Source organism: Segatella copri, from assembly GCF_009494835.1.
GTDB lineage: Bacteria > Bacteroidota > Bacteroidia > Bacteroidales > Bacteroidaceae > Prevotella > Prevotella copri_F.
Map to the genome: position 1 here is coordinate 45253 of NZ_VZBE01000008.1, position 24574 is coordinate 69826.

Below are 24574 nucleotides of genomic sequence, written 5' to 3' on the forward strand. Positions count from 1 at the left end.
ATTTGCTGTAACTTTGCACCCCGAAAGTAAAAAGAGTATGAGAAATTTGACCAATGCCGAACTGGCACAGATACTGGATAAGGATATATTTCATAAGATTTCAGAGGCAGCAGATGGGCTGTCTGTGGAGTGTTATGTAGTAGGTGGATATGTGCGTGACCTCTTCCTGGAGCGACCTTCCAATGATATTGATGTCGTTGTGGTTGGTAGCGGTATAGAGGTAGCTTCTGCCTTGAAGAAGATGCTCGGAAGAAAGGCGCATCTCTCTGTGTTCCGTAATTTCGGAACAGCACAAGTGAAGTATCAGGATACTGAAGTGGAGTTTGTCGGCGCCCGTAAGGAGAGCTATCAGCGCGATTCCAGAAAGCCTATTGTGGAAGATGGAACGCTGGAGGATGACCAGAACCGCCGCGACTTCACCATCAATGCGATGGCTATCTGCCTGAACAAAGACCGTTTTGGAGAACTCGTAGATCCTTTTGATGGTGTCTACGATATGGAAGATGGCATTATTGCCACTCCGCTCGACCCGGATATCACTTTTTCTGATGACCCGCTGCGTATGATGCGTTGCGTGCGTTTCGCTACCCAACTCAATTTCCAGATTGAGGAGGAGACCTATGATGCGCTCTCACGTAATGCCGAGCGCCTGAAGATTATCAGTGCTGAGCGCATCTGCGACGAGATGAACAAGATTATGCTCTCCAAGCACCCGAGCAGCGGTTTCTATTACCTGAAAGATACAGGTCTGCTCGATCTCATTCTGCCAGAACTGGTGGCGATGGACAAGGTAGAAACGCGAAACGGCAGGGCTCATAAGAATAATTACGACCATACGATGGAGGTGCTCGAGAATGTCTGCAAGCATTCTGATAACCTCTGGCTCCGCTGGGCTGCTCTCTTCCACGACATCGGTAAACCGAAGAGCAAGCGCTGGGACAACAATATCGGCTGGACATTCCACAGTCATAATATAATAGGTGCAAAGATGATTCCGGGTATCTTCCGCCGTATGAAACTTCCGATGGATGCGAAGATGAAGTATGTGCAGAAGCTGGTAGAACTCCACATGCGTCCGATTGTGATTGCTGATGAGGAGGTTACCGACAGTGCCGTACGCCGCCTGCTGAATGATGCCGGCGATGACATCAACGACCTGATGACGCTCTGCGAGGCTGATATCACCAGCAAGAACCAGGTACGCAAGCAGCGTTTTCTGGATAATTTCAAGATGGTGCGCGAGAAACTGGTCGATCTGCAGGAACGTGATTATAAGCGACTTCTTCAGCCATGCATCGATGGTAATGAGATTATGGAGATGTTCCATCTTACCCCTTGCCGTGAGGTAGGCACCCTGAAGCAGTATCTCAAGGATGCTGTATTGGATAATAAGGTGGCTAATGAGCGTGAACCGTTGATGGAACTTCTGATGAAGAAGGCTCAGGAGATGGGATTGGTAAATGCAGAAAACTCAAAATAGAGAATAATTTTTGTTAAATAACGGCTCCTAGCGAGCCGTTATTCATTTATTATTAGTACTTTTGCAGCGCTTTTAAAACTTAAAGGCGCATAAAAGTTTTCGTTAGAGGACGGAAAGAACTTTTGAATAAGAGAAGATAAAAGATTAAATAATAAATTATAATATAAAAATAGGTATGAAAATTAAAAGCGTTTTGTTTGTTGCAGCAGTTTGTGTTCTTGCTGCGTTGACATCATGTGGTGGAAGTAAGAAGGGCGGTCTGCCTGACTTCAGCGATGATGAGTTCGCTGTGGCTACTATCGGTACTTCCAGCGCCGCATTGCAGACTACCTATCCTGCTACCATCAAGGGTATCCAGGATGTTGAGGTACGTCCTAAGGTTTCTGGTTTTATCACTAAGGTTTTTGTACACGAGGGACAGACTGTATCAGCAGGTCAGGCTTTGTTCTCTATTGATAGCGAGACCTATCAGGCAGCTGTCCGTTCTGCAGCTGCTGCTGTAAATACAGCTAAGGCACAGGCTAATACAGCCAAGTTGACCTATCAGAACAATAAGAAATTGTATGATAGCAAGATTATCGGTGAATTTGAACTCTCTACAGCAGCTAACAGCTATGCAACAGCTAAGGCTCAGGTAGCTCAGGCAGAGGCAGCATTGGCTTCAGCCCGCGAGCAGTTGGCTTGGTGTACCGTTACCAGTCCTTCTGCTGGTGTAGTAGGTAGTCTTCCTTTCAAGGTTGGTGCTCTGGTAAGCGCTTCAGGTCAGGCTCTTACTACTGTTTCCAACATCAGCACCATGGAGGTGTTCTTCTCACTCTCTGAGTCTCAGATCTTGAGCATGTCTAAGACCAATGGTAGCGTTCAGGCTGCTATTGCTTCTTTCCCAGCTGTTAAGTTGCAGTTGGCAGATGGTTCTATCTATAATCACCCAGGTAAGGTTGTCAAGATGAGTGGTGTCATCGATGCTACTTCTGGTTCTATCTCTCTCATCGCTCACTTCGCTAACCCAGAGAAGTTGCTGAAGAGTGGTGGTGCAGGTTCTATCGTGGTTCCTAACGATCAGAACAGTGCTATCGTCATTCCTCAGGAGGCTTGCTCTCAGGTTCAGGATAAGATCTTCGTTTACGTTGTAACCAAGGATAACAAGGTGAAGTATTCTGAGATCAAGGTAAATCCACAGGATGATGGAAAGAACTATATCGTAACTGCAGGTCTTCATGTAGGCGATCGTATTGTTTTGAAGGGTATTACCAAGTTGACCGATGGTCAGCAGATCAAGCCTATCACTCTGGAGCGTTACAATCAGAAGATTGCTGAGGCTGCCAAGTTGGCTGAGTCTCAGGATAACGCTCATGCCTTCGCTACTGCTATGGGCGGAAAGAAGTAATATATAATAAGGTATAAAGAAAAATAGTAAATTATGTCATTTACAAACTTTATAAAGCGCCCGGTACTTTCGACGGTGGTTTCCATCTTCTTCGTCTTGCTGGGTATTATCGGCTTGGTATCGCTGCCTATCGAGCAGTATCCGAATATCGCGCCGCCTACCATCACGGTAACTGCTACCTATACGGGTGCAGATGCCCAGACGGTGTTGAACTCTGTCGTTGCTCCGCTGGAGGAGAGTATCAACGGTGTGGAGAACATGACTTATATGACCTCTTCTGCGTCTAACTCTGGTTTTGCTCAGATCACCGTTTACTTCAAGCAGGGTTCTGACCCTGATATGGCTGCGGTCAACGTACAGAACCGTGTGTCTCAGGCGCAGTCTCTGTTGCCTGCCGAGGTTACCAGGGTGGGTGTCACTGTAACCAAGCGTCAGAGTTCCAACGTTATCATGTTCGCTCTGACTACAGACGATGGCCGTTACGACGACCAGTTTGTTACCAACTACGCCCTGATCAACGTTATTCCTCAGTTGAAGCGTATCAGTGGTGTGGGTGATGTGCAGAGTCCTTCTACCCGTAACTACTCTATGCGTATCTGGTTGAAGCCAGAGAAGATGAAGGAGTTCGGACTGGTTCCTTCTGATGTTTCTCAGGCTTTGGCAGAGCAGAATATCGAGGCTGCCCCTGGTAGCTTTGGTGAAAGCTCTGATATGCAGTATGAATATACTTTGCGTTACAAGGGTCGTTTGAAGACTCCAATGGAGTATGAGAACATCCTCATCAAGAGTAATACTTCCGGTCAGACGCTCCGTCTGGGCGAAATTGCCAAGGTTGAGTTGGGTGGTTTGCAGTATAATGTAAACCTGCTCAATGATGGTCAGCCTGCCGTGCTGGGTATGGTTCAGCAGATTGCCGGTTCCAACGCTACCCAGATTGCCAGCGACGTAAAGAAATCGCTTGATGAACTGGAGAAGAGTTATCCTCCTGGGTTGAAGAATGTCATCCTGATGGATGTTACTGAGTTCTTGTTCGCATCTATCGAGGAAGTTATCTTCACCTTGATCATTACCCTGGTACTGGTGTTCATCGTAGTGTATATCTTCTTGCAGGACTTCCGTTCTACGCTGATTCCTATGATTGCCGTGCCTGTGGCTTTGGTCGGTACCTTCCTCTTCCTTTGGATCTTCGGATTCTCCATCAACCTGCTTACGCTGTCAGCCCTGCTGCTGGCTATCGCGATTGTGGTCGATGATGCCATTGTGGTGGTCGAGGCGGTTCACGCCAAGCTCGACCAGGGTTACAAGAGTGCCCTTACTGCAGCTATCGATGCGATGAACGAAATTTCCAGCGCCATCATCTCTATTACATTGGTGATGTCTGCCGTGTTCGTTCCTGTATCGTTCATCGGTGGTACTTCCGGTTACTTCTACCGTGAGTTCGGTGTAACCATGGCGGTATCTATCGTTATTTCGGCTATCAATGCGTTGACTTTGTCTCCTGCACTCTGTGCCGTGTTGCTGAAGCCACACGAGGAGGGTCACGAGAAGAAGATGTCTTTCATCGACCGATTCCACGCAGGATTCAACTATCAGTTTGAGAAGATTACCAATAAATATAAAGGTGGTGTCAAGTGGGTTATCAACCACGGCATCATCGCTGGTAGCCTCGTGGCTGTCAGTATCGTAGGTCTGGTTGCCCTGATGGGTACTACCAAGACAGGTCTGGTGCCTGATGAGGATACCGGTACTATCTTCGCTTGTATCTCTACAGCTCCTGGTACTTCTCAGGAACGTACAGCAGAGGTCGTTAAGCAGGTAGATAAGATGCTGGCTAGCAACCCAGCCATCGCAACCCGTAACGCCATCATGGGTTATAGCTTTATCGGTGGTGCCGGTTCTAACCAGGGTACCATCATCGTGAAGCTGAAGCCATTCGAGGAGCGTCCGGGTGGATTCTTCCACCGTATCAAGGAGGCTTGTACAGGTGGCGGTATCGAGGCGCTGTTTGTCAACCCAATGGAATATACTTCTGTATTGGGTATGATCTACAAGCAGACTGCTACGATCAAGGATGCACAGGTTCTTGCCTTTGCTCCACCTATGATTTCCGGTTTCTCTATGCAGAATGGTATTACCATGACTATGCAGGATAAGACCGGTGGCGACTTGAATAAGTTCTTTGATAATGTGAAGAAGTTCCTGGCTGAGTTGAACAAGCGTCCTGAGATTCAGACCGCCCAGACTCAGTATAACCCTAACTATCCACAGTATATGGTAGATGTAGATGTTGCCAAGACCAAGCAGGCTGGCATCTCTCCATCAACAGTATTGTCTGTCATGCAGGGTTATCTCGGTGGTCTCTACGCATCTAACTTCAATGCCTACGGTAAGCTCTACCGTGTCATGATTCAGGCTGGACCTGAGAGTCGTATGCGTCCAGACGATCTGAGCAAGATTTATGTACGTTGTGCTGATGGCACCATGTCTCCTGTAAGCGAGTTCGTGAACTTGAAGAAGGTTTATGGTCCAGCAAACATCACCCGATTCAACCTGTTTACCTCTATGGATGTATCTGTAACTCCTAACAGCGGTTACTCTACCGGTGACGGTATGAAGGCGATTGCTGAGGTTGCCAAGGAGACATTGCCAGAGGGTTACGGCTATGAGTACTCTGGTTTGACCCGTTCTGAGGCTGAGTCCAGCAACTCTACAGGTTTGATCTTCGCACTCTGTATCGTATTCGTTTACCTTATCTTGAGTGCCCAGTACGAGAGTTACATCTTGCCTCTGTCAGTAGTATTGTCTATCCCATTCGGTTTGGCAGGTGCATTCATCTTCACCAACCTCTTCGGTCACTCTAACGATATCTACATGCAGATTTCGTTGATTATGTTGATCGGTCTGTTGGCTAAGAACGCCATCCTTATCGTACAGTTCGCCCTCGAGCGTCGTCGTACGGGTATGGCTATCAAGTACTCAGCTATCCTGGGTGCCGGTGCCCGTCTCCGTCCTATCCTGATGACCTCTCTGGCTATGGTTATCGGTCTGTTGCCTCTGATGTTCGCATCAGGTGTAGGTAAGAATGGTAACCAGACCCTGGGTGCTGCCGCCGTAGGTGGTATGTTGCTCGGTACAATCTGCCAGATCTTCGTGGTTCCTGCTCTCTTCGCAGTCTTCCAGTGGTTGCAGGAGAAGTTGACCCCAATGAAGTTCGAGGATGAGTTGAACGAGGAGGTAGCTGCCGAGTTGGAGCAGTATGCCAACGCAGCTCACCACAAGAAGGGTATCGAGAAGAAGTAATAACGCAATGTAACTTCAAAGGAAACAATGAAAAAGAATTTAAATATCATCATATTGGGTCTCGCAGCGCTCTCCCTGAGCAGCTGCAAGACTCTCTACGGAAAGTATGAGCGTCCGGATGTGAAGACCAGCGGTATCGTTCGCGATGTAGCTTCTGATACAGATACATTGGCTGTAAAGGATACTACTACCTTCGCCAATATCCCTTGGCGTAGTGTCTTTACCGATCCTCAGCTCCAGTCAATCATTGAGAAGGGATTGAACAACAATGTCAACCTCCTCAATGCGGCTTTGAACGTGAAGATGGCAGAGGAGCAGTTGAAGTGTGCTAAGTTGGCATTCGTGCCTGCCTTGTCTTTCACTCCTCAGGGAACTATCGCTTCCTGGGATGGTAACGCTGCCACCAAGACTTACACGATGCCTGTTACAGCCAGCTGGATGGTAGACCTCTTCGGCAACCTGCTCTCTCAGAAGCGTGGTGCCCAGATGGCGCTGCTCCAGTTGCAGGATTATCAGGTATCTGTCAAGACCAACCTCATCGCCAACATCGCCAACATGTATTATACTCTGTTGATGCTCGACAAGCAGGTGGAGTTGGTTAACAATATGGAAGGATTGACCAAGGATACTTGGGAGACTATGCAGAAGATGCACGATCTCAGATTGGGTTACCGTACACCAGCCATTCAGTCAGCTGAGTCTAACTACTATTCTGTGTTGACCCAGAAGACCGATCTGTTGCGCCAGATTCGTGAGACAGAGAACTCTCTGAGTCTGCTCATCGGCGACCAGGCACATAGCATCGCCCGTGGCAAGTTGGATAACCAGAGTCTTCCATCTAATTTCTCAACAGGTGTAGGCATCCAGTTGCTCAACAACCGTGCTGATGTCCACGCAGCCGAGATGAATCTTGCCCAGTGCTTCTATGGTGTAGAGACCGCCCGCAGCAAGTTCTATCCATCTATCACCATTTCCGGTACAGGTGCCTTCACCAATTCAGGTGGTGCAGGTATCGTGAACCCAGGTAAGTGGTTGCTCTCTGCAGTAGGTTCTCTTACCCAGCCAATTTTCCAGAACGGCCGTATCATTGCCGGTTTGAAGGTGGCTAAGATGCAGTATGAGCAGGCTTACAACACCTGGCAGAATACCGTGCTGAAGGCTGGTAGCGAGGTGAGCAATGCGCTGGTTCTCTACAACTACTCTGATGAGAAGAGCAAGATAGAGCAGAAGCGAATAGAAGTACTCGAGAAGAATGTAGAATCTACCAAGGAATTGATGGGTATTGCAGGCAGCTCTTACCTTGAAATCATCCAGGCACAGTCTTCACTCCTCAACGTACAGCTTTCTAAGGTAGCTGATGACTTCAACAAGATGCAGGCAGTAGTAAATCTCTACTATGCATTGGGTGGAGGAGCTAAGTAGTTTATAGTTAATAATTAATAGTTTATAGTTATGGCTAGTATAATAAGTCCAAAGGCAGAGGTTTCTCCAAAGGCTAAGATTGGAGACAATTGCAAGATATATCCATTCGTCTATATCGAGGACGATGTGGTCATCGGCGACAACTGTACCATCTATCCATTCGTGAGCATCATGAACGGTACTCGCATGGGTAATAATAATAAGGTGTTCCAGGCAGCCGTTATCGCTGCCCTCCCACAGGACTTCCACTTTACAGGTGAGGAGAGTGAGGTAGTAATCGGCGATAACAATACCATCCGTGAGAACGTGGTTATCAACCGTGGTACCCATAAGGGCGGCAAGACCGTTCTGGGCAACAACAACTTCCTGATGGAAGGTGCCCATATCTCTCACGATACCGTAATCGGCAACGGTTGCGTATTCGGTTATGGTACCAAGATTGCAGGCGACTGCGTGATTGGTAACGGTGTCATCTACTCAACATCTGTAGTAGAGAACGCCAAGACCCGAGTAGGCGACCTGGCGATGATTCAGGCAGGTACTACCTTCTCTAAGGATATTCCTCCTTATATCATTGCCGGTGGAAAGCCTGTGAAGTATGCAGGTCCTAACACCATCATCATGGAAGCAGCCGAGCTTACCGAGAAGGTTCGCAAGCATATTGCGAATGCCTACCGACTGGTATTCCATGGTCAGACATCCCTCTTCGATGCCATTAACCAGATCAAGGATCAGGTGCCAGATGGACCGGAGATTCAGAACATCATCCAGTTCCTGGAGAGTTCAGAGAAGGGTGTCATCACTAAGATGTAATGAATGTACATAAAGGGATTTACCATCCCGAATAGTAAATTTTCATTTAGTAAATTCAAGTCATACCTATTTGAATTTTACTCAGTATGTGAAGGGCTGGCCGTGAGGTTAGCCCTTTTTGCTTCTCTACTTAATTGGATAATGGAGATAATCTGATAAGAACAGTTGCTTTATCTGGTTGAAATCTCTGTTCATAGACTTTGAATGTCCGTTCATAGACTTTGAATGTCCGTTCATAAGTTTTGAATGTCCGTTCAATGTCTATGAACGAAGATTTCTGCTAGTTCAATCAACAAATACATTTAGGTTTTCATAGTTTTTATCTCGGGTTTATCAGATTCTTTCTCTTGTTCTTTCATTTGCTTTCTCCCATTAATTAATTGAATAAATGTAAATAAATGCAATTTTATTTTGTAATCTCTTCGTTTATGCGTATCTTTGCAGACAATTTGGGTCATTGTGCCCTTTTAGATTTAAGTTAGTAAAGGTTTTTAAAATGAGAAAGAAACAATATAAGCCTAGCAATCATCGTGGATTGCAGGTCATTACTTTGTGTATCAGTACCGCTATGGTGCTCATTTTGTTGGGATTGGTTATCTTCTCTGTCCTCATGGGACGCAATCTCTCTTCCTATGTGAAGGAGAATCTCGTGGTGCAGGTGATGCTCGAACAGGATATGACTAATCCGGAGGGATTGCAGATGTGCAAGCGTCTGAATGCAAGACCTTACGTCAATACGCTGACTTATATCACCAAGGAAGAGGCACTGAAAGAGGCTACCCGTGATTTGGGCACCAACCCGAGCGAGTTTGCCGGTGTCAACCCTTTCCAGCCTTCCATAGAGATTACGACGAAGGCTGATTACGCGAATAATGATTCTCTGAAGTGGATTGCCAAGGAACTGAAGGCATACCCACGTGTTACTGAGGTTACTTATCAGCACGACCTGATAGAGCAGGTGAACAATTCGTTGGCAAAGATCAGTATCGGATTGCTGATTGTTGCCGCCTTGCTTACCTTTATCTCGTTCTCGCTGATCAATAATACGGTTCGTCTGGGCATCTATGCCCGCCGCTTCTCCATCCATACGATGAAGCTGGTAGGTGCATCCTGGGGCTTTATCCGCCGTCCGTTCCTTCGCAAGGCAATGCTTGTGGGCGTTGTTTCAGCCCTGCTGGCAGATGGTTTCCTGGGCGGTTGTCTCTATGCATGGTCGCTCCACGAACCGGAACTGATGAATGTTTTGGGCTGGCAGGAACTTGCCATCACCGGCGGCTCCGTCTTCCTCTTCGGTATCATCATCACCGCCTTCTGCGCCTGCATCTCAGTCAATAAGTTCCTGAAGATGAAGGCGGGAGACCTTTATAAGATTTAGTTAATAGTTAAAAGTTAATAGTTTATAGCAATCTTGCTATCAACATTCAACACTCAACATTCAACATTAAATAAAATGGATAAGAAGAATTTAGCATTCGACAAGATGAACTTTATCTTGTTAGGCATCGGAATGGCGATTATCATCATCGGTTTTCTGCTGATGAGTGGCGCCGGTTCTAACGAGCATACCTTCGATACTGATATTTTCAGTACCCGTCGCATCGTTGTAGCACCAACCGTAACATTGATAGGTTTCCTTTCAATCATCTATGCGGTGATACATAAACCGAAAGACAATGAATAATTTATAATTAATATACATATTATTATTAGATGGATTTTATTCAGACTATCATTATCTCTATCGTAGAGGGACTGACCGAGTTCTTGCCTGTATCCAGTACGGGCCACATGATTATAGCAGAAAATTTGCTGGGTGTAGATATCCAGGATAAGTTTGTCAACGCCTTTACTGTCATCATCCAGTTTGGCGCCATCCTTTCTGTCATCTGTCTGTATTGGAAGAGATTCTTCTATCCAGAGGCTGTGAAGACCGGTGAGAAGACCTATTTGAAGGCGATGTTCGATTTCTATGCCCGTTTGGTTGTAGGTACCGTGCCTGCCGTGGTGTTGGGTCTTGCCTTCAATGATTTCATCGAGTCAAATCTTGGCAATGTACAGCTGGTGGGCTGGATGCTTGTCATCGGCGGTATTTTCATGCTCTTCTGCGATAAGATATTCAATAAAGGCAGCGAACAGACCAAGCTTACTTACAAGCGTGCCCTGATTATCGGTTTCATCCAGTGTATAGCGATGATTCCTGGTGTATCGCGCTCCATGTCAACCATCGTGGGTGGTATGTCCCAGCGTCTTACCCGCAAGGCAGCAGCCGAGTTCTCATTCTTCCTGGCAGTGCCAACCATGTTTGGCGCCACCTGTCTCGAGGTTTATAAGCTCATCAGCCATGGCGGCGGCTCATTGCTCACCCAGGGCAACAACCTGTTCACATTGATATTAGGCTCAGTGGTAGCATTCATCGTTGCCATTCTCGCCATCAAGTTTTTCATCAATTATGTCACCAAGTACGGTTTTGCAGCTTTCGGCTGGTACCGTATCGTAGTAGGACTTATCATTATCATCTGCGGCCTTTGCGGTGTAGATATGCAGATGGTTGACTAAACATAAACTATGGATTTCAGAAAAGGAGAAATTATTGCCATCGACAAGCCTTATCGCATGTCGAGTTTCGGAGCCCTGGCACATGTTCGCTATCTGCTCAGCAAGAAGCTCGGTTTTAAGGTGAAGATAGGACATGCCGGTACGCTCGATCCCCTTGCCACTGGCGTGCTGGTGCTCTGCACCGGTAAATGTACCAAGCAGATAGAACAGCTGCAGACCCATACTAAGGAGTATACAGCTACCCTGCAGCTCGGTGCTACTACCGCCAGCTACGATAAGGAACACAGCGTGAATCACACCTATCCTACGGAGCATATCACCCGCCAGCTAGTGGAGGAAACGCTCAAACAGTTTGTGGGCGAGATTCAGCAGGTTCCGCCTACCTACAGCGCTGTAAAGGTGAATGGCGACCGCTCTTATGCCTTGCGCCGAGCAGGCGAAGAGGTTCAGCTCAAGCCGAAGACCGTGCGTGTAGACGAGATAGAACTTACCGATTATAACGATGAGGAGAAGACCGCCAGCATCCGCGTGGTTTGCGGCAAAGGTACTTACATCCGTTCCCTCGCCCGAGATATCGGCAGGGCTCTCGATAGTGGCGCCTTCCTTACCGCCCTCCGCCGTACCAAGGCAGGAAGTTTCGCAGTAGAAAACTGCATCGATTTTGATCATTTCCAGGAATGGCTTGATGAGCAGCCTCTCGAAGACAGCCTTCAGCCATCCAAGTAATAAAAAATATAACATGAAGCTATCACAATTTAACTTTAAGTTGCCAAAAGATCAGGTGGCACTTTATCCACATAAGGCAAAGCACGTGGTAAAAACGGCTAGTGGTGAACGTACATTCGAGATTACTCGCCGCGATGAGTCCCGACTCATGGTTCTCCACAAGAAGTCAGAAACCATCGAGATGTACAAGAAAGATGAAAACGGTAAGGATATGGTTGATGCCGATGGCAATCCAGTATTCCTGCAGTTCAAGGATATCGTGAATTTCTTCGAAGAGGGCGATACCTTCATCTTCAACAATACCAAGGTTTTCCCAGCCCGTCTTTATGGTACCAAGGAGAAGACCGATGCCAAGATAGAGGTGTTCCTGCTCCGTGAGCTCAATCCTGAGATGCGCCTTTGGGACGTATTGGTAGAGCCTGCCCGCAAGATCCGTATCGGCAACAAGCTTTTCTTCGATGATGTCAACGAGATGGTTGCCGAGGTTATCGACAATACCACCAGCCGTGGCCGTACCCTCCGTTTCCTCTATGATGAGGATGGCAATCATGATGTCTTCAAGCGTTCGCTCTTCGCTCTGGGCGAGGCTCCGCTTCCTCGCTACGTTATCGATGCACGTGAGGATCATCACGCTACAGAGGATGATATGGACGATTTCCAGTGTGTTTTCGCTGAGGTAGAGGGTGCTGTTACTGCTCCTGCTACCGGTCTTCACTTCTCACGTGAGCTGATGAAGCGTATGGAAATCAACGGTATCAACGAGGCTTATATCACCCTGCACTGCGGTCTGGGCAACTTCCACGATATTGAGGTAGAGGACCTTACCAAGCACAAGATGGATTCTGAGCAGATGATGATCAGCCAGGAGGCATGCGATCTGGTTAACAAGACCAAGCTTGCCGGCCATCGCGTCTGCGCTATCGGTACCAGTGTGATGAAGGCAACTGAAACGGCTGTCGGAACCGACGGTATGATGAAGGCATTCGACGGATGGACCAACAAGTTCATCTTCCCTCCATACGATTTCGGTCTTGCTGACTGTGCCGTAGCCAATTTCTATCATCCGGAGTCAACCCTGATGATGAGTACTGCAGCCTTTGGCGGTTACGACCTGGTTTACGAGGCATACAAGATGGCTGTGAAGAACGGTTATATGTTTGGCTGCTATGGTGATTCTTTATTGATGCTTCCAGATTAAACATCGGTATAAATAGTTTTTATACACATAGAAGTTGTTGATATTCTGGGTTTTAGCTTAGTTATCCACAATTTTATAAAAGTGTGAATAAGTATGTATCAGGTATATTTAAGTCTCGGTACGAATTTGGGCAACCGAAAGCGCAACATTCGCGAGGTAATAGAAAAGATAGGAGAGCAGATTGGTGTGGTAGAGCGCCAGTCTGCTCTTTACGAAACCAAGCCTTGGGGTTATTCATCGCCCAACGACTATATCAATGCCTGTGTGCTGGTTCTCACCACGATGGCTCCGCGCCAGGTGCTGGAGGCTACGCAGCGCATAGAGCGCGAAATGGGGCGCACTATGAAGTCGGTGGATGGCGAATACCAGGACCGCATCATCGATATTGATATCCTGATGATAGATGACTTGGTGATAGATGAGCCCGATTTCAAGGTTCCTCATCCATTGATGGAGGAGCGTGAATTCGTGATGAAACCGCTGAAGGAGATACTCAGGTAATTTTAGTAAGTATACAAAAAACGGGCTAGGAGCTTTTTTGCTCCCAGCCCGTTTTCTGTTTCTTATCTTTCTTTATTCCTGCTGCGTTCTTTCATCCAGGCAGATGGCGTGACGCCTTCTGATTTGGCAAAGACGCTCGAAAAGTAGGGCAGCGAGGAGAAACCTACGTTGTAGGCGATATCCTTCAGCTTGGCATCAGGATGCTCGCTCATCATTTTCTTGGCTTCTTCCAAGCGCAGACTCGCTATCCAGCTGCTGAAGCTCATGCCGAATTCTTCCTTGATGAAGGAGGAGAGGTAGGTCTTGTTGGTATACAGCCTGGTGGCAAGATCATCTATCGTGAACTGGTCCTTCAGATAGGATTTCTCCTGAATCCATTCCGTTACTCTAGGGCGCAGCGTTTCGATGTAGGCTTTCTTCGGACTGGCTTCTCCGCTCTTTTCTTCTTCCGTCTTATCGCAGTCTGCCTTCATCAGCGTCTCGTATTCTGAGGTATAGTTGATGATGTTTACCAGAATATAGAGGTTCATGCCTACCACATAGAATTGCACCAGCCAGTTGAACAGGGCACCCGTACGGATGGATATCACGCCCAGTATCAGCATGCCGTAGAAGAGCCAGTGGCTCACCTTGAGCCATCTGATGAAATGGCTCTTCTCGTTCGAGAAGTAGTTTTCGAAGAGGGCGTTGCTTCTCAGATAGCACTTGTTGAAGTAGTAGATATGCCCTATGAGCATCTCCAGCAGTCCTATCAGGGCGATAAGCAGCAGGGGTATCTGGTATGCCTTCAGCGCATCTGTCATGGCGATAAGGGCGAAGAAAGCCGTCATTGTGAACTTTACGGCTATCGTCCTGCAGCGCTTCCGGGAGATATAATGAGGGCCGAGCAGACTGCTGAGCGAGAAGCTGAAGCAGATGCCCATCAGATAGAAGAGGATGATGTCGAAACAGGGAACCCAGTTGTTGTATTCCGTCCAGCTTCCGGTAAATGAAGCTATCCAGATCCATATATTCAGGCTGATGAGCATCATTCCGCCTGCCATCAGTCTTTTAGATCTGCGGAAAGTTTTATAAACGGCCGTATCAGGTGTCTGGTAGAGCAACAGGATGGTTGCCAGCGTCAGATAGATGATGCTGGTTATGGTTACAAGTTCTACAAAGTGCTGTTCTAAGAAATGAATCATATTCTTTTTCGTTATATGTATAGTCCTTTTGTCTATTTTGCTTGCAAAGGTACGAATAAAGTTTCTAATAGGAAGGAAAATAGTTTTAAATATATTATAAAGATGTGAATTTCCCTTTCCGATAGAAAATAAAAAACACAAAGAAAAATCCCACCGCTCTTGCGAACGATGGGATTCTGTTCTGTTAAGCAATGTGTCTGCCTAAGCTGATTACTTACGAAGACCGAGGGCCTTGATGATAGCACGATAGCGATTGATGTCGCGATCATACAAGTAATCGAGCAATGCACGACGCTTTCCTACAAGCTGTGTCAACGCACGTGTTGTAGTATAATCTTTACGGTTCTTCTTAACATGTTCCGTCAAATGAGCAATACGGTATGAGAACAATGCTATCTGGCTCTCAGCTGAACCAGTATCAGAGTTAGACTTTCCGTACTTGCTAAAGATCTCTTCTTTTTTTGCTTTGTCTAAATACATAGCTGTAAAAACTTAATTTAATAAAATATGAATATGTTTAATTTTGTGCATCTGATGACCTTCCTCACGGCGGTTTAATTAAAAATGCGGTGCAAAGATACAACTTTTTGCCGAATTATGCAAACATTTCGGGATTTTTTTGTAATTTTGCACCCAAATTTAAGTATTTAAGGTAAAAATTAAAATGCAAGACATTAGAAACATTGCAGTTATTGCACACGTTGACCATGGTAAGACTACATTGGTCGACAAGATGATGCTCGCCGGTAAGCTGTTCCGCGACGGCCAGGATAACAGCGGCGAAGTGCTCGATTCCAACGACTTGGAGCGCGAGCGTGGTATAACCATTCTCTCAAAGAATGTATCTATCAACTGGAAAGGTACTAAGATTAATATCCTCGATACTCCTGGACACTCTGACTTCGGTGGTGAGGTTGAGCGCGTGCTCAACATGGCAGATGGATGCCTCCTCCTCGTCGATGCTTTCGAGGGTCCGATGCCTCAGACCCGTTTCGTGCTCCAGAAGGCATTGCAGCTCGGACTGAAGCCTATCGTCGTTGTTAATAAGGTAGATAAGCCTAACTGTCGCCCTGAAGAGGTGTACGAGATGGTATTCGACCTGATGTGCGACCTCGATGCTACAGAAGACCAGCTCGACTTCCCAGTAGTTTACGGTTCTGCCAAGAACGGCTGGATGGGCGAGGACTATAATCATCCAACAGACAATATCGATTATCTGCTCGATAAGATTATTGAGGTTATCCCTGCTCCTAAGCAGCTCGAGGGTACTCCACAGCTCCTTATCACATCACTCGATTACAGCTCTTATACAGGTCGTATCGCCGTAGGTCGTGTACACCGCGGTACATTGAAGGACGGCATGAACGTTACTATCTGCCACCGCGACGGTACCCAGGAGAAGACCAAGATCAAGGAACTCCACACCTTCGAGGGTATGGGCCATAAGAAGACCGATCATGTAGATTCAGGCGATATCTGTGCCGTTGTCGGCTTGGAGAAGTTCGAGATTGGTGATACCATCTGCGACTTCGAGAATCCTGAGCCACTGCCTCCAATCGCTGTAGATGAGCCTACCATGAGTATGCTCTTCACCATCAACGATTCACCATTCTTCGGTAAGGAAGGCAAGTTCTGTACATCACGCCACATCCAGGAGCGCTTGAACAAGGAGCTCGAGAAGAACCTCGCTCTCCGCGTACAGCCTTACGAGGATTCTACCGATAAGTGGATTGTATCAGGCCGTGGTGTGCTCCATCTCTCTGTACTCATCGAGACCATGCGCCGCGAGGGCTATGAGCTCCAGGTAGGTCAGCCTCAGGTTATCTATAAGGAGATTGACGGTGTGAAGTGCGAGCCTGTAGAGGAGTTGACCATCAACGTACCAGAGGAGTTTGCTTCTAAGATGATTGATATGGTAACCCGCCGTAAGGGTGATATGACCTCTATGCTGAACATGGGCGAGCGTGTAGACATCGAGTTTGATATCCCTTCACGTGGTATTATCGGTCTGCGTACCAACGTGCTTACCGCTTCTCAGGGCGAGGCTATCATGGCTCACCGCTTCAAGGAGTATCAGCCATACAAGGGTGAAATCAGCCGCCGTTCTAACGGTAGCATGATTGCGCTCGAAACCGGTACTGCCTTTGCTTACGCTATCGATAAGCTGCAGGATCGTGGTAAGTTCTTCATCGACCCGGGTGAGGAGGTTTACGGCGGCGAGGTTGTAGGTGAGCATGTTCACGATAACGACCTGGTAGTCAACGTAACCAAGGCTAAGCAGCTTACCAACGTGCGTGCTTCCGGTTCTGACGATAAGGCCCGCGTCATTCCTAAGACCGTGATGAGTCTTGAGGAGTGCCTGGAGTATATCCGTGAGGACGAGTACGTAGAGGTAACTCCAAAGAACATGCGTATGCGCAAGATCGAGCTCGATCACCTGAAGCGCAAGCGCAGCAACAAAGACTAAACAGAAATGTTTTTGTGGAGATTTTTTAGAAAGTTTTCATTGCCCTGCTCCCTGGTTATGGGAGCATTGGGCTACCTGATATTCGCCAATGTGCCCTTTCTGGTGCCCATTGGCGATTATTGTGGTCCGAGGTTGGTAAGTCTGATGCCGGTAGTGCTGTTCTCCCTGCTCTATGTTACTTTCTGTAAGATAGAAATCAAGGAGATGAAGCCTAAGGCGTGGCATTTCATCCTCCAACTCATCCGCACCTCGCTGGCATTGATGATGGTGGTGCTCATCTTTGAGTTCGGCTCAGATTACAGCACCAAACTGGTTCTCGAGGGTGCCTTCATCTGCTTCATCTGTCCTACGGCAGCCGCCGTGGCTGTGGTTACGGAGAAGTTGGGCGGCAGTATCGGTTCGCTGACCACTTATACGGTCATCGCCAACATTTTTACGATGGTCATCATTCCGAGTCTTTTCCCGATGGTAGAGAAGGGGGCTGACGTATCGTTCCTCATGATGAGTGCGATGGTGTTCCGCAATGTCACTACCGTGCTGGTGGTGCCTCTGCTGCTTGCCTTGCTGAGCCGCAGGTTCCTGCCAAAATGGGTGGATAAGGTGAAGAATGTAAAGGATTTAGGCTTTTATATGTGGTGTTTCAACCTCACGATACTGATGGGCGAAACGGTTCGCAATATGCTCCATGCCGAGGTATCGGGCGTAACGATGCTTCTGCTGCTCTTTGTACCGCTGCTGGTATGTCTCCTCCAGTTTGCCATCGGCAAGGCGGTAGGCAGGCATTTCGGTGCGAGTATCAGTGCCGGTCAGGCGTTGGGACAGAAGAATACGGTAGTGGGCATCTGGCTCACCCTCACCTTCCTGAATCCTCTTGCTGCCGTAGCACCGGGTGCCTATGTAGTATGGCAGAATCTGGTCAATGGCTGGCAACTTTGGTATAAAGAAAAATATGGCAAGCTTAAGTGGTAAGCTTGCCATATTTTTTTGTTTCTAATCCTGGGTAGGGTAGATGAGGTTTTCTTCCCTGATGCAGCAGAGCACCTCATCCAGATATTTCCTGGCTTCATATTTCGCCATAGGCAGGTCGTGGAGCAGGTAGTTGCCGCAGTCCTTTGCCGCCTGTCCCGGAATCTCGCCCTCGAAATCGGCGATAAACTTAAAGGTGCGCTTCATCAGTTCTACGATGTCCTTGCTCTCCAGGTCGCCCTTGATAAGGAGATAGTTGCCTGTGAGGCATCCCATCGGTCCCCAGTAGATGATGCGGTCCTTCCACTCCTCGTCGTTGCGCAGATAGGTGGCAGCCAGATGCTCAATGGTATGGATGGCACCGTTGTGCAGACAAGGCTCCTGGTTAGGCACCTTCATGCGGATATCGAATGTTGTGATAACTTCTCCGCCTACTTCGTCCTTACGGCTCACGTAGATGCCGCGGAGCAGCTTATTGTGATTGATTGTAAAACTTGGAATCTTATTCATCTTTTTTATAATGTTGAATGTTGAGTGTTGAATGTTGAGTGTTGAGTGTTGAATGTTGAGTGTTAAATATTGAGTGAAGAATCATTCAACATTCAACACTCAACATTCAACACTTCTAAAGACTTTCGAGGAAAGCCTTGGTAACATTGAAAGAGCCTTCAGCCATCTTAGCCCAGAAGTCGAAATACTGCTGTGCCTTGGTATCTTTCAGCGGTACATCGCTGATGATGCGGAAGGAGATGAAAGGCGTCTTGTAGATGTGGCAGGTCTGGGCGATAGAGCAGCTCTCCATATCCACCGCCATCGCCTGAGGGAAGTGTTCCAGGATAGAGCGCATCTTCTCCTTGCTGTCTACAAACCATTCGCCGCTCACAATCTGTCCGGCGTGGATCTTCGGGTGCCTATTGCCCGGCAGGTTGTTGATGGCGAGTGCCTTCTCCACATATTCCTTAGGTGTTTTGAAGGAAGCAGGCATGCCCAGAATCTGGCCGAATTCGCATTCCTCGCCGCAGTAGGCATCGTGGTAAACGCAGTTGGTTGCCACTACCACCTCAGTCACGTTGAGGTTGATATCAGCACCTCCAGCCACGCCTGAAGAGATGACGAGGTCAGGGTGATAGTTGTCAATCATTTCCACGGCACCTATGGTACTGTTCACCTTACCGATGCCGCATTGTTGCATCACCACCTCGTTATTGCCTATCTTTCCGATAACGAAGTCCTTATAGTTTTTTCTCTCAACCTGCGATTCGGTCAATAATGTTTTGAGTTGCGCGAACTCCTTGTCCATCGCAACGATAATTCCTATTTTCATCTTGTATACTAACTTTTGGGTGCAAAGTTACTAAAAATATTGCAGAGAGTAGCAAAGTTTAAGGAGTTTTTAAGGAAAAAGGCTTTTAAAGGTAAAAAGGGGCTTTTAAAGGTAAAAAAGTAAAAAGGTAAAAAAGTAAAAAAGTAAAAAGAGCCTTAGCCCCTTCGCGCCCCCGTCCCCAGCGATTCCATCGCTGGTCCCCCGTAATGTTAAAAGCCCCTGATGTAAGAACACACCAGGGGCTTTTTGTTGCGTATTTTGATGGGTTAATATGACATATTCATATCTTCTGTGATGCAGATATAGAAATCTGCCAGTCCCAGATAATCTTCATCTATTTTGTCAATCTCTTCTTGACGCACCGCTCTGATGGTGCTGACTGTAGTCTTTGGGCGATATTCCTTGAGATAAGGGATGATGCCGTTGTTAGCGTCAGAATGATAGGTGCCGTTGAAGTGAATCATCTGCTCGCCCTTCTTTAGGTTCTGGGCGATAAACCAGCCCATTGTGGCATCCTTGATAGCCTGAGCCTGTGCCATCAGTTCTGGCTTTGAATCCTTAGCCTTGCCCATCAGTCCCATCAGAGCAAAGCCTGATTGGGCATTCTCATTCTCCACATATTTGATAGGCAACTTCGGGAGATAGCGCTTGGCTTCGGCTGAGAGTGAATCGAGATAGGCGAGACCTTTCTCCTTTACCACACTGGCGTAGCGGCGAGGCACGTTGGTTGCTATCAGCGGGAGATGATGGCGCTTAGAATAGTAAACCAATGGCTCATAGTCGGTACTGTAGTTAGGCCAGAGACGGCATTCTTCTTCGAAGCGGTCGGAAGAAATCACGCTGCCGGTATATTCGTCGATGATGAGCTGGTTGTCGGCTTCGAGCATCTCCATACCTACCTTCAGCTTATTGTTGTTCTCAGCCAGCGACTCCAATACCTTCAGCTCCATCCAGTGGCTGATGACGCAATTGTGAATTTCGCCGAAGAACACCACATCGCTGGCGGCTACGGTTTTGATCATATTCTCGTAAGTAACTTCCTTGCCTTTTGCATCAAAAATACGGTATATCTCAGGTGTCTTCTGTGCATAGGCAGTCATGCTCATCATGAGCATGACCATCCATAATATCTTCTTCATATCTTTTCTTCTTTGGGTTGTTTAAAGTTTAAAATGGATTGCCCTTATAGAGCAGAGCTACGCGCTCAGGACGCACATACTCTTCGAATCCCTTGCGGATATCCTCGGTAGTGATGCTCTTCAGGCAGTTGCTGTAGTTGTCGAAATCTTCCAGACTCTCGCCGTTCTGCAAGAGGGTGGTGAGGATGTTCTTCCATTCTGCCGGTGCGTCATCAGAGAGCGACTTGCGCTTGGTAACGAGGAATGACATCTTCAGTTTGTTGAGCTCTCCCTCGCTGATTCTGCTGGTCTGCAGCTCTTTGATGATTCCGTCCAGTGCCTGGATAGCCTTGTCGCGGTTCTCGTTCTTCAGCGCAATCTCCAGCCAGAAGTTGTATTTAGCCTGAGGCACTCCGGCATAGTAGAGGTCGGCGTATGGAGAATAAACAATGTTCATCTTCTCGCGCAGGATGCTCAGCAGGCGGTTCTGCATGACATCACGCATCAGTTTCAGCATGAGTGACTGGCGGAGTCCTGGCTTGTAGTTGCCCGAATAGATGTAGTTCAGCACGGTCTGCGTCTCCACGTCGTTTTCGAAAGCCTCTTTGTAAGGACTCTTCGGCATGTTGCTTGGCTTGTCCTCGAAACGGGTCATGTGGGCTGATGCCTTGAGGCGCGCAAAGGTGTTGACGATGGTGCCCAGAACCTGCTCTTCATCGATGTTGCCGGTAACAATCAGCGTGGTTTGCTGAGGGTTAGCAAAGAGCGATGTATAATAGTTGGTCATGGAATCCAGATTGAGCCTGTTGAGGTCTTCCTTCTGGATTTTGACACCGCTGTTTGCCGGCATGTTGCACACCAGCGAATCCACTCTTCTGGAGAGCCTGCGGTTGATGTCGCGCTTGAGCAGACGTTCGAGCAGGGTTTCCTTGCCGAATCTCTCGATTTCCGCATCGCGTACTTCCTTGAAATCTTCGTATGACTTGCCTGGAGCCGTAATCTTCTCGTAAACCAGGTTCATCAGTTCCTGTGCCTTGTCGGTTGGGGCTGAGGCGAGTACCTGATGCCAGTAGTCGGCGATGCCTACGCTCACAGAAAGTCCCTCTGCCTGCATCACTTCGGTCAGCTGGTCGGTATTGATATGTGCCAGACCGCCCATGTCTACATAGCTTACGGCGTCTTTGAGTAGCGGATATTCCTGCTTGCTGAGGTCGCCCACGCCTCCACGTCCGTGCATGGCGATGTAGATGGTGCTGTCCTTGTCGGTTGTAGGTCGCATCACCAGTCTCAGTCCGTTGGCGAGCTGATATTCCGATACTCCGATATCCTCGTATTTGCGCTTGCTTACTATAGATGCGCTGGCATCCGGGTGGGTGGCAGACAGACAGGCTGGCATGTCAACGTGCTGCTTTTCCTCTACTTCCTTGCGCTGGTAGGTATAAGCCGGCATGCGGGTCTTCAGTCCCTGCTGCCAGAGTTGCTGCAACTCGCTTTCGGTGAAGGATTCAGTCTTCCCGGCGTTGTTCTGGTAGGCTACGAGGAGCGATTGCTTACCTTCGTTCAGAATGGTCTTGAAGAGTTTCTGGAGCTGGCTGCTGCTGGTGTTGCTTACCAGGAGTTTTACCTTTTCCATATCCTCGTCCCATGCCACATAGCGGTCGCCTGAGATGATGTAATCTACGAAGTCATCACACCATTTACCCGACTGGAATCCAATGGTATCCGCCTTCATCCTGTTCACCTTTTCGGTTACATAGTCAGCGAGTTCCTCTTTTCCGAATCCTTTTTTCGTGATATCAGCGAAGGCACCGAGCACCTGGGTCATCTTCTCCTTGAGTTCCTGCTTACCCTTGCCTTCTACAGAGAAAGAGAAGTGGTTCTGGGTAGCGAGATACCAGGCATCGCTGATGTCGCATCTGATACCCCGTGCTGCCAGTCGCTTGCTGATAGCCGAGATAAGTAGTCGGTACTGCTCTTTCAGGGCGGTAGAAGCGATGGTGTTGCCTACCACACCCTCGTGAGGGATGATGAACTCCAGTTTGGAACTTGTGCCTATGGTATCTTTCACCTCGTGCAGGGTGATACCTTTCTTATAGGTAAGCGGATATTTGCCCAGCGGAGTAGGCTGGCCCTTGGCTATAGAACTGAAGGTAGCCTGGATGCGCTTCTGCATATCCTGGGCGTCTACATTTCCTACCACCACGAGACAGGCATTCTGAGGCAGATACCACTGGTGATAATAGTTGAGCAACTGGTTGCGCGAAATGGTTTCGATATCCTGCTCTGTGCCTAGCGGCATGCGCAGGATGTATCTTCCGTCGCCAATTTTCAGGTTGTAGAAATCATCGTCCGTGCTGTAGCCGCGCAGTTCTTCCTTGATGACGCCACGTTCCTGCTCTACGAGTTGAGGTTCGAAAGAAACCCCGTCGAGAATGTCGCGTACGGCAAGAAGGGTGCTGTCCATTACCTGTGTTCCGAAGTCGGCAACCGGCAGTGAGAGCCAGTAGATTGTACGGTCGAAGCCGGTGAAGGCATTGATGTCGCGTCCGTATTTCATACCGAGCCGTTCGAAATAATCTACCCATGCATCCTGTGGAAAGTGCTTGGTACCCGAGAAAGACATGTGCTCCAGAAAGTGGGCACCACCTTTCTGCTGGTCGTTCTCCTGCAGAGAACCTACCTTCATCACCAGTCGCATCTCTATGCCATGACGAGGCAGTGCATTAGGCATAATGATATAGTGGAGTCCGTTATCAAGGTAGCCTTCCACGGTTCCCCGTGGAAGGTTTATTTTAGAATCTTTGTTCGCTCCTGCCGGCAGACAGAAAGCTGCAAGCAGGGCAAAAAGAAATAATTGTTTCGTTATTTTATACATAATGTCGGCATTAGATGGTAAAATGCTTGTTAATTACCAAATGTATAGGTTGCTTCAACTCGCTGGCATCCGTATGTATTCTCAAGATACCAAGGGAAGGCGAAGGTCATCTTGCCGCTGGCGAAGTCGATTTTGCCTGTTGGAGCAACGTAGATGTTTTTATAATCTGTCTCTTCTCCGTCTGCTACGACATCGGTATTGTCGAAGAAGGAATAAGGATTCAGCGAACCGCCACCATCAATGATGTCCTTTACGAAAACTTCTGTCCTGGTATCTCCATCGTCTACAACAAACGACTGGTTTGCATCAGCTATAGCCTTGAGGCGGTTCCATGCAGAGAAGGTATAGTCGAATGGAACGGTTGTAATCTCTACATCGTATACATTTACCTTGCTGCCTGTAAACTTGAGGGTCATATCTGCCGGGTTTACCTCGATGCCATCCAGTGTCATGGTGAAGGTTTCCTTATTGTAATCGTAGTTGATGTTCTCCATAACAGCCATACCGTATGGCATCTGTGTCCAGTTTTCTGCATCTTCTACGGTTCTCTTTCTCAGCATTTCATAGTTGAACGCAGCCATACCCATTGCATTTGAAACCATCTTCAAGACAGGCTTATCGGCTGTAGCCTTCTCGCTCAGCGTGATGATGGTAACGCCGCTGAAAGAACGGGTATCTTTGTTGTCGTTGATATCAATCTTGTCATCGTCATTGAAGGTAACCTTGGTCTCTACCTTTACCTTACCGAGAATCTTGGTCAGGTCGATGTTGAGGTTCTGCTTGTAGCCCTCAATGAGTTTCTGCTGTTCTGCCGTAAGGACAGGAATGTCGGAGTCTGGCTTGATGGTCAGGGTTACTGCTTTTCCGTCTGTCTTCATGTTGGCATCAGAGAAAGTTGCCTTTACGGTCAGTACGCGATCTGATTTGAGCAGACTCTTCTTGTTCGACTTTACGGTGAAGGATGCTGTCTTGGCACCAGCCTTCAGCGCGATGGTAGAAGGAGTGAGTGTAGCCACATTGTCATCATTTCCTTCGAGCGAAAGATTGATGGTAGCGTCTGCTGTCAGGGTATTACCGATGAGGATGTTGAATTTTACTTCTTCATCATCATCCTCGTTGATTATTGTGTTTCCGGCTGCAGAAATCGATACATAGTTGGTCATCTGCTTGCCATCATTGTCATCACTGCTGCTGCATGCGCTGAAACCTGTCAGCATCGCAAGCATACACATAAGTATGAATTTAAATTTCTTCATT

Annotated in this window: 20 protein-coding genes; 13 read left to right on the forward strand and 7 right to left on the reverse strand. The window is 47.7% G+C overall.

The features are described 5' to 3' along the window. Window positions 1–37: 37 nt before the first annotated feature. The 11 genes from F7D47_RS01515 (at window position 38) to folK (ending at window position 13383) form a co-directional block, all read left to right on the forward strand. On the forward strand, window positions 38–1480 hold the full coding sequence (locus F7D47_RS01515) for a CCA tRNA nucleotidyltransferase (protein WP_022122075.1): 1443 nt from the start codon (window positions 38–40) through the stop codon (window positions 1478–1480). A 175-nt stretch (window positions 1481–1655) separates the two neighbouring features. Then, the gene (locus tag F7D47_RS01520; protein ID WP_153085413.1) at window positions 1656–2867 is read left to right on the forward strand and encodes an efflux RND transporter periplasmic adaptor subunit; all 1212 of its coding nucleotides are present in this window, start codon (window positions 1656–1658) and stop codon (window positions 2865–2867) included. A 33-nt stretch (window positions 2868–2900) separates the two neighbouring features. After that, window positions 2901–6167 carry an efflux RND transporter permease subunit gene (locus F7D47_RS01525; protein ID WP_153085412.1) on the forward strand — a complete coding sequence of 1089 codons (3267 nt, stop codon included), beginning with the start codon at window positions 2901–2903 and terminating at the stop codon, window positions 6165–6167. 27 nt (window positions 6168–6194) lie between these two features. Then, the gene (locus F7D47_RS01530; protein ID WP_118190941.1) at window positions 6195–7589 is read left to right on the forward strand and encodes an efflux transporter outer membrane subunit; all 1395 of its coding nucleotides are present in this window, start codon (window positions 6195–6197) and stop codon (window positions 7587–7589) included. 30 nt (window positions 7590–7619) lie between these two features. After that, window positions 7620–8402, forward strand: a complete 783-nt coding sequence (gene lpxA / locus F7D47_RS01535; RefSeq protein ID WP_118190939.1) for an acyl-ACP--UDP-N-acetylglucosamine O-acyltransferase — start codon at window positions 7620–7622, stop codon at window positions 8400–8402. Window positions 8403–8898: 496 nt separating this feature from the next. After that, window positions 8899–9777, forward strand: a complete 879-nt coding sequence (locus F7D47_RS01540) for a cell division protein FtsX (RefSeq protein WP_118063701.1) — start codon at window positions 8899–8901, stop codon at window positions 9775–9777. Window positions 9778–9852: 75 nt separating this feature from the next. After that, entirely contained in the window at window positions 9853–10083 is a 231-nt protein-coding gene (locus F7D47_RS01545; protein ID WP_006849068.1) for a DUF3098 domain-containing protein, read from the forward strand. A gap of 29 nt (window positions 10084–10112) precedes the next feature. Then, the gene (locus F7D47_RS01550) at window positions 10113–10958 is read left to right on the forward strand and encodes an undecaprenyl-diphosphate phosphatase (RefSeq protein ID WP_118139305.1); all 846 of its coding nucleotides are present in this window, start codon (window positions 10113–10115) and stop codon (window positions 10956–10958) included. Between the two features lie 9 nt (window positions 10959–10967). Further along, window positions 10968–11684 (forward strand): tRNA pseudouridine(55) synthase TruB, encoded by a 717-nt coding sequence (truB, locus tag F7D47_RS01555; protein WP_153085411.1) that lies wholly within the window; start codon window positions 10968–10970, stop codon window positions 11682–11684. 13 nt (window positions 11685–11697) lie between these two features. Beyond that, window positions 11698–12882, forward strand: coding sequence for a tRNA preQ1(34) S-adenosylmethionine ribosyltransferase-isomerase QueA (gene queA, locus F7D47_RS01560; RefSeq protein WP_153085410.1), 1185 nt, complete (start codon window positions 11698–11700; stop codon window positions 12880–12882). Between the two features lie 93 nt (window positions 12883–12975). Further along, window positions 12976–13383: a 2-amino-4-hydroxy-6-hydroxymethyldihydropteridine diphosphokinase gene (folK, locus tag F7D47_RS01565; RefSeq protein WP_153085409.1), complete on the forward strand. Its 408-nt coding sequence runs from the start codon at window positions 12976–12978 to the stop codon at window positions 13381–13383. Between the two features lie 62 nt (window positions 13384–13445). On the opposite strand, the gene F7D47_RS01570 is transcribed toward folK, so the two are convergent. Continuing rightward, window positions 13446–14567, reverse strand: coding sequence for a helix-turn-helix transcriptional regulator (locus F7D47_RS01570; protein WP_153085408.1), 1122 nt, complete (start codon window positions 14565–14567; stop codon window positions 13446–13448). Between the two features lie 210 nt (window positions 14568–14777). After that, window positions 14778–15047, reverse strand: a complete 270-nt coding sequence (gene rpsO, locus F7D47_RS01575) for a 30S ribosomal protein S15 (protein WP_022122065.1) — start codon at window positions 15045–15047, stop codon at window positions 14778–14780. A 184-nt stretch (window positions 15048–15231) separates the two neighbouring features. Between rpsO and typA the strand changes: the two genes are divergently transcribed. Beyond that, window positions 15232–17034 carry a translational GTPase TypA gene (typA, locus tag F7D47_RS01580; RefSeq protein WP_022122064.1) on the forward strand — a complete coding sequence of 601 codons (1803 nt, stop codon included), beginning with the start codon at window positions 15232–15234 and terminating at the stop codon, window positions 17032–17034. A 57-nt stretch (window positions 17035–17091) separates the two neighbouring features. Continuing rightward, window positions 17092–18003, forward strand: a complete 912-nt coding sequence (locus F7D47_RS01585; RefSeq protein WP_420377394.1) for a transporter — start codon at window positions 17092–17094, stop codon at window positions 18001–18003. Window positions 18004–18024: 21 nt separating this feature from the next. Here F7D47_RS01585 and F7D47_RS01590 read toward each other — a convergent pair whose 3' ends face one another. The 5 genes from F7D47_RS01590 to F7D47_RS01610 all read right to left on the reverse strand — a co-directional run bounded on the left by F7D47_RS01590 (window position 18025) and on the right by F7D47_RS01610 (window position 24573). After that, window positions 18025–18510: an S-ribosylhomocysteine lyase gene (locus F7D47_RS01590; RefSeq protein ID WP_117587516.1), complete on the reverse strand. Its 486-nt coding sequence runs from the start codon at window positions 18508–18510 to the stop codon at window positions 18025–18027. A gap of 115 nt (window positions 18511–18625) precedes the next feature. Continuing rightward, window positions 18626–19324 carry a 5'-methylthioadenosine/adenosylhomocysteine nucleosidase gene (locus tag F7D47_RS01595; RefSeq protein ID WP_022122061.1) on the reverse strand — a complete coding sequence of 233 codons (699 nt, stop codon included), beginning with the start codon at window positions 19322–19324 and terminating at the stop codon, window positions 18626–18628. 266 nt (window positions 19325–19590) lie between these two features. Further along, window positions 19591–20463, reverse strand: coding sequence for a ChaN family lipoprotein (locus F7D47_RS01600; protein ID WP_022122060.1), 873 nt, complete (start codon window positions 20461–20463; stop codon window positions 19591–19593). Window positions 20464–20491: 28 nt separating this feature from the next. Next, the gene (locus F7D47_RS01605; protein WP_153085406.1) at window positions 20492–23317 is read right to left on the reverse strand and encodes a M16 family metallopeptidase; all 2826 of its coding nucleotides are present in this window, start codon (window positions 23315–23317) and stop codon (window positions 20492–20494) included. Between the two features lie 29 nt (window positions 23318–23346). Further along, the gene (locus tag F7D47_RS01610; protein WP_153085405.1) at window positions 23347–24573 is read right to left on the reverse strand and encodes a DUF4929 family protein; all 1227 of its coding nucleotides are present in this window, start codon (window positions 24571–24573) and stop codon (window positions 23347–23349) included. Between the last annotated feature and the right edge of the window lies 1 nt (window position 24574).

Bases quoted from the DNA above. Each gene is read 5' to 3' on its own strand.
- F7D47_RS01515 (WP_022122075.1), top strand. From the start codon at position 38: ATGAGAAATTTGACCAATGCCGAACTGGCACAGATACTGGATAAGGAT.
- F7D47_RS01520 (WP_153085413.1), top strand. From the start codon at position 1,656: ATGAAAATTAAAAGCGTTTTGTTTGTTGCAGCAGTTTGTGTTCTTGCT.
- F7D47_RS01525 (WP_153085412.1), top strand. From the start codon at position 2,901: ATGTCATTTACAAACTTTATAAAGCGCCCGGTACTTTCGACGGTGGTT.
- F7D47_RS01530 (WP_118190941.1), top strand. From the start codon at position 6,195: ATGAAAAAGAATTTAAATATCATCATATTGGGTCTCGCAGCGCTCTCC.
- lpxA (WP_118190939.1), top strand. From the start codon at position 7,620: ATGGCTAGTATAATAAGTCCAAAGGCAGAGGTTTCTCCAAAGGCTAAG.
- F7D47_RS01540 (WP_118063701.1), top strand. From the start codon at position 8,899: ATGAGAAAGAAACAATATAAGCCTAGCAATCATCGTGGATTGCAGGTC.
- F7D47_RS01545 (WP_006849068.1), top strand. From the start codon at position 9,853: ATGGATAAGAAGAATTTAGCATTCGACAAGATGAACTTTATCTTGTTA.
- F7D47_RS01550 (WP_118139305.1), top strand. From the start codon at position 10,113: ATGGATTTTATTCAGACTATCATTATCTCTATCGTAGAGGGACTGACC.
- truB (WP_153085411.1), top strand. From the start codon at position 10,968: ATGGATTTCAGAAAAGGAGAAATTATTGCCATCGACAAGCCTTATCGC.
- queA (WP_153085410.1), top strand. From the start codon at position 11,698: ATGAAGCTATCACAATTTAACTTTAAGTTGCCAAAAGATCAGGTGGCA.
- folK (WP_153085409.1), top strand. From the start codon at position 12,976: ATGTATCAGGTATATTTAAGTCTCGGTACGAATTTGGGCAACCGAAAG.
- F7D47_RS01570 (WP_153085408.1), bottom strand. From the start codon at position 14,567: ATGATTCATTTCTTAGAACAGCACTTTGTAGAACTTGTAACCATAACC.
- rpsO (WP_022122065.1), bottom strand. From the start codon at position 15,047: ATGTATTTAGACAAAGCAAAAAAAGAAGAGATCTTTAGCAAGTACGGA.
- typA (WP_022122064.1), top strand. From the start codon at position 15,232: ATGCAAGACATTAGAAACATTGCAGTTATTGCACACGTTGACCATGGT.
- F7D47_RS01585 (WP_420377394.1), top strand. From the start codon at position 17,092: ATGGGAGCATTGGGCTACCTGATATTCGCCAATGTGCCCTTTCTGGTG.
- F7D47_RS01590 (WP_117587516.1), bottom strand. From the start codon at position 18,510: ATGAATAAGATTCCAAGTTTTACAATCAATCACAATAAGCTGCTCCGC.
- F7D47_RS01595 (WP_022122061.1), bottom strand. From the start codon at position 19,324: ATGAAAATAGGAATTATCGTTGCGATGGACAAGGAGTTCGCGCAACTC.
- F7D47_RS01600 (WP_022122060.1), bottom strand. From the start codon at position 20,463: ATGAAGAAGATATTATGGATGGTCATGCTCATGATGAGCATGACTGCC.
- F7D47_RS01605 (WP_153085406.1), bottom strand. From the start codon at position 23,317: ATGTATAAAATAACGAAACAATTATTTCTTTTTGCCCTGCTTGCAGCT.
- F7D47_RS01610 (WP_153085405.1), bottom strand. From the start codon at position 24,573: ATGAAGAAATTTAAATTCATACTTATGTGTATGCTTGCGATGCTGACA.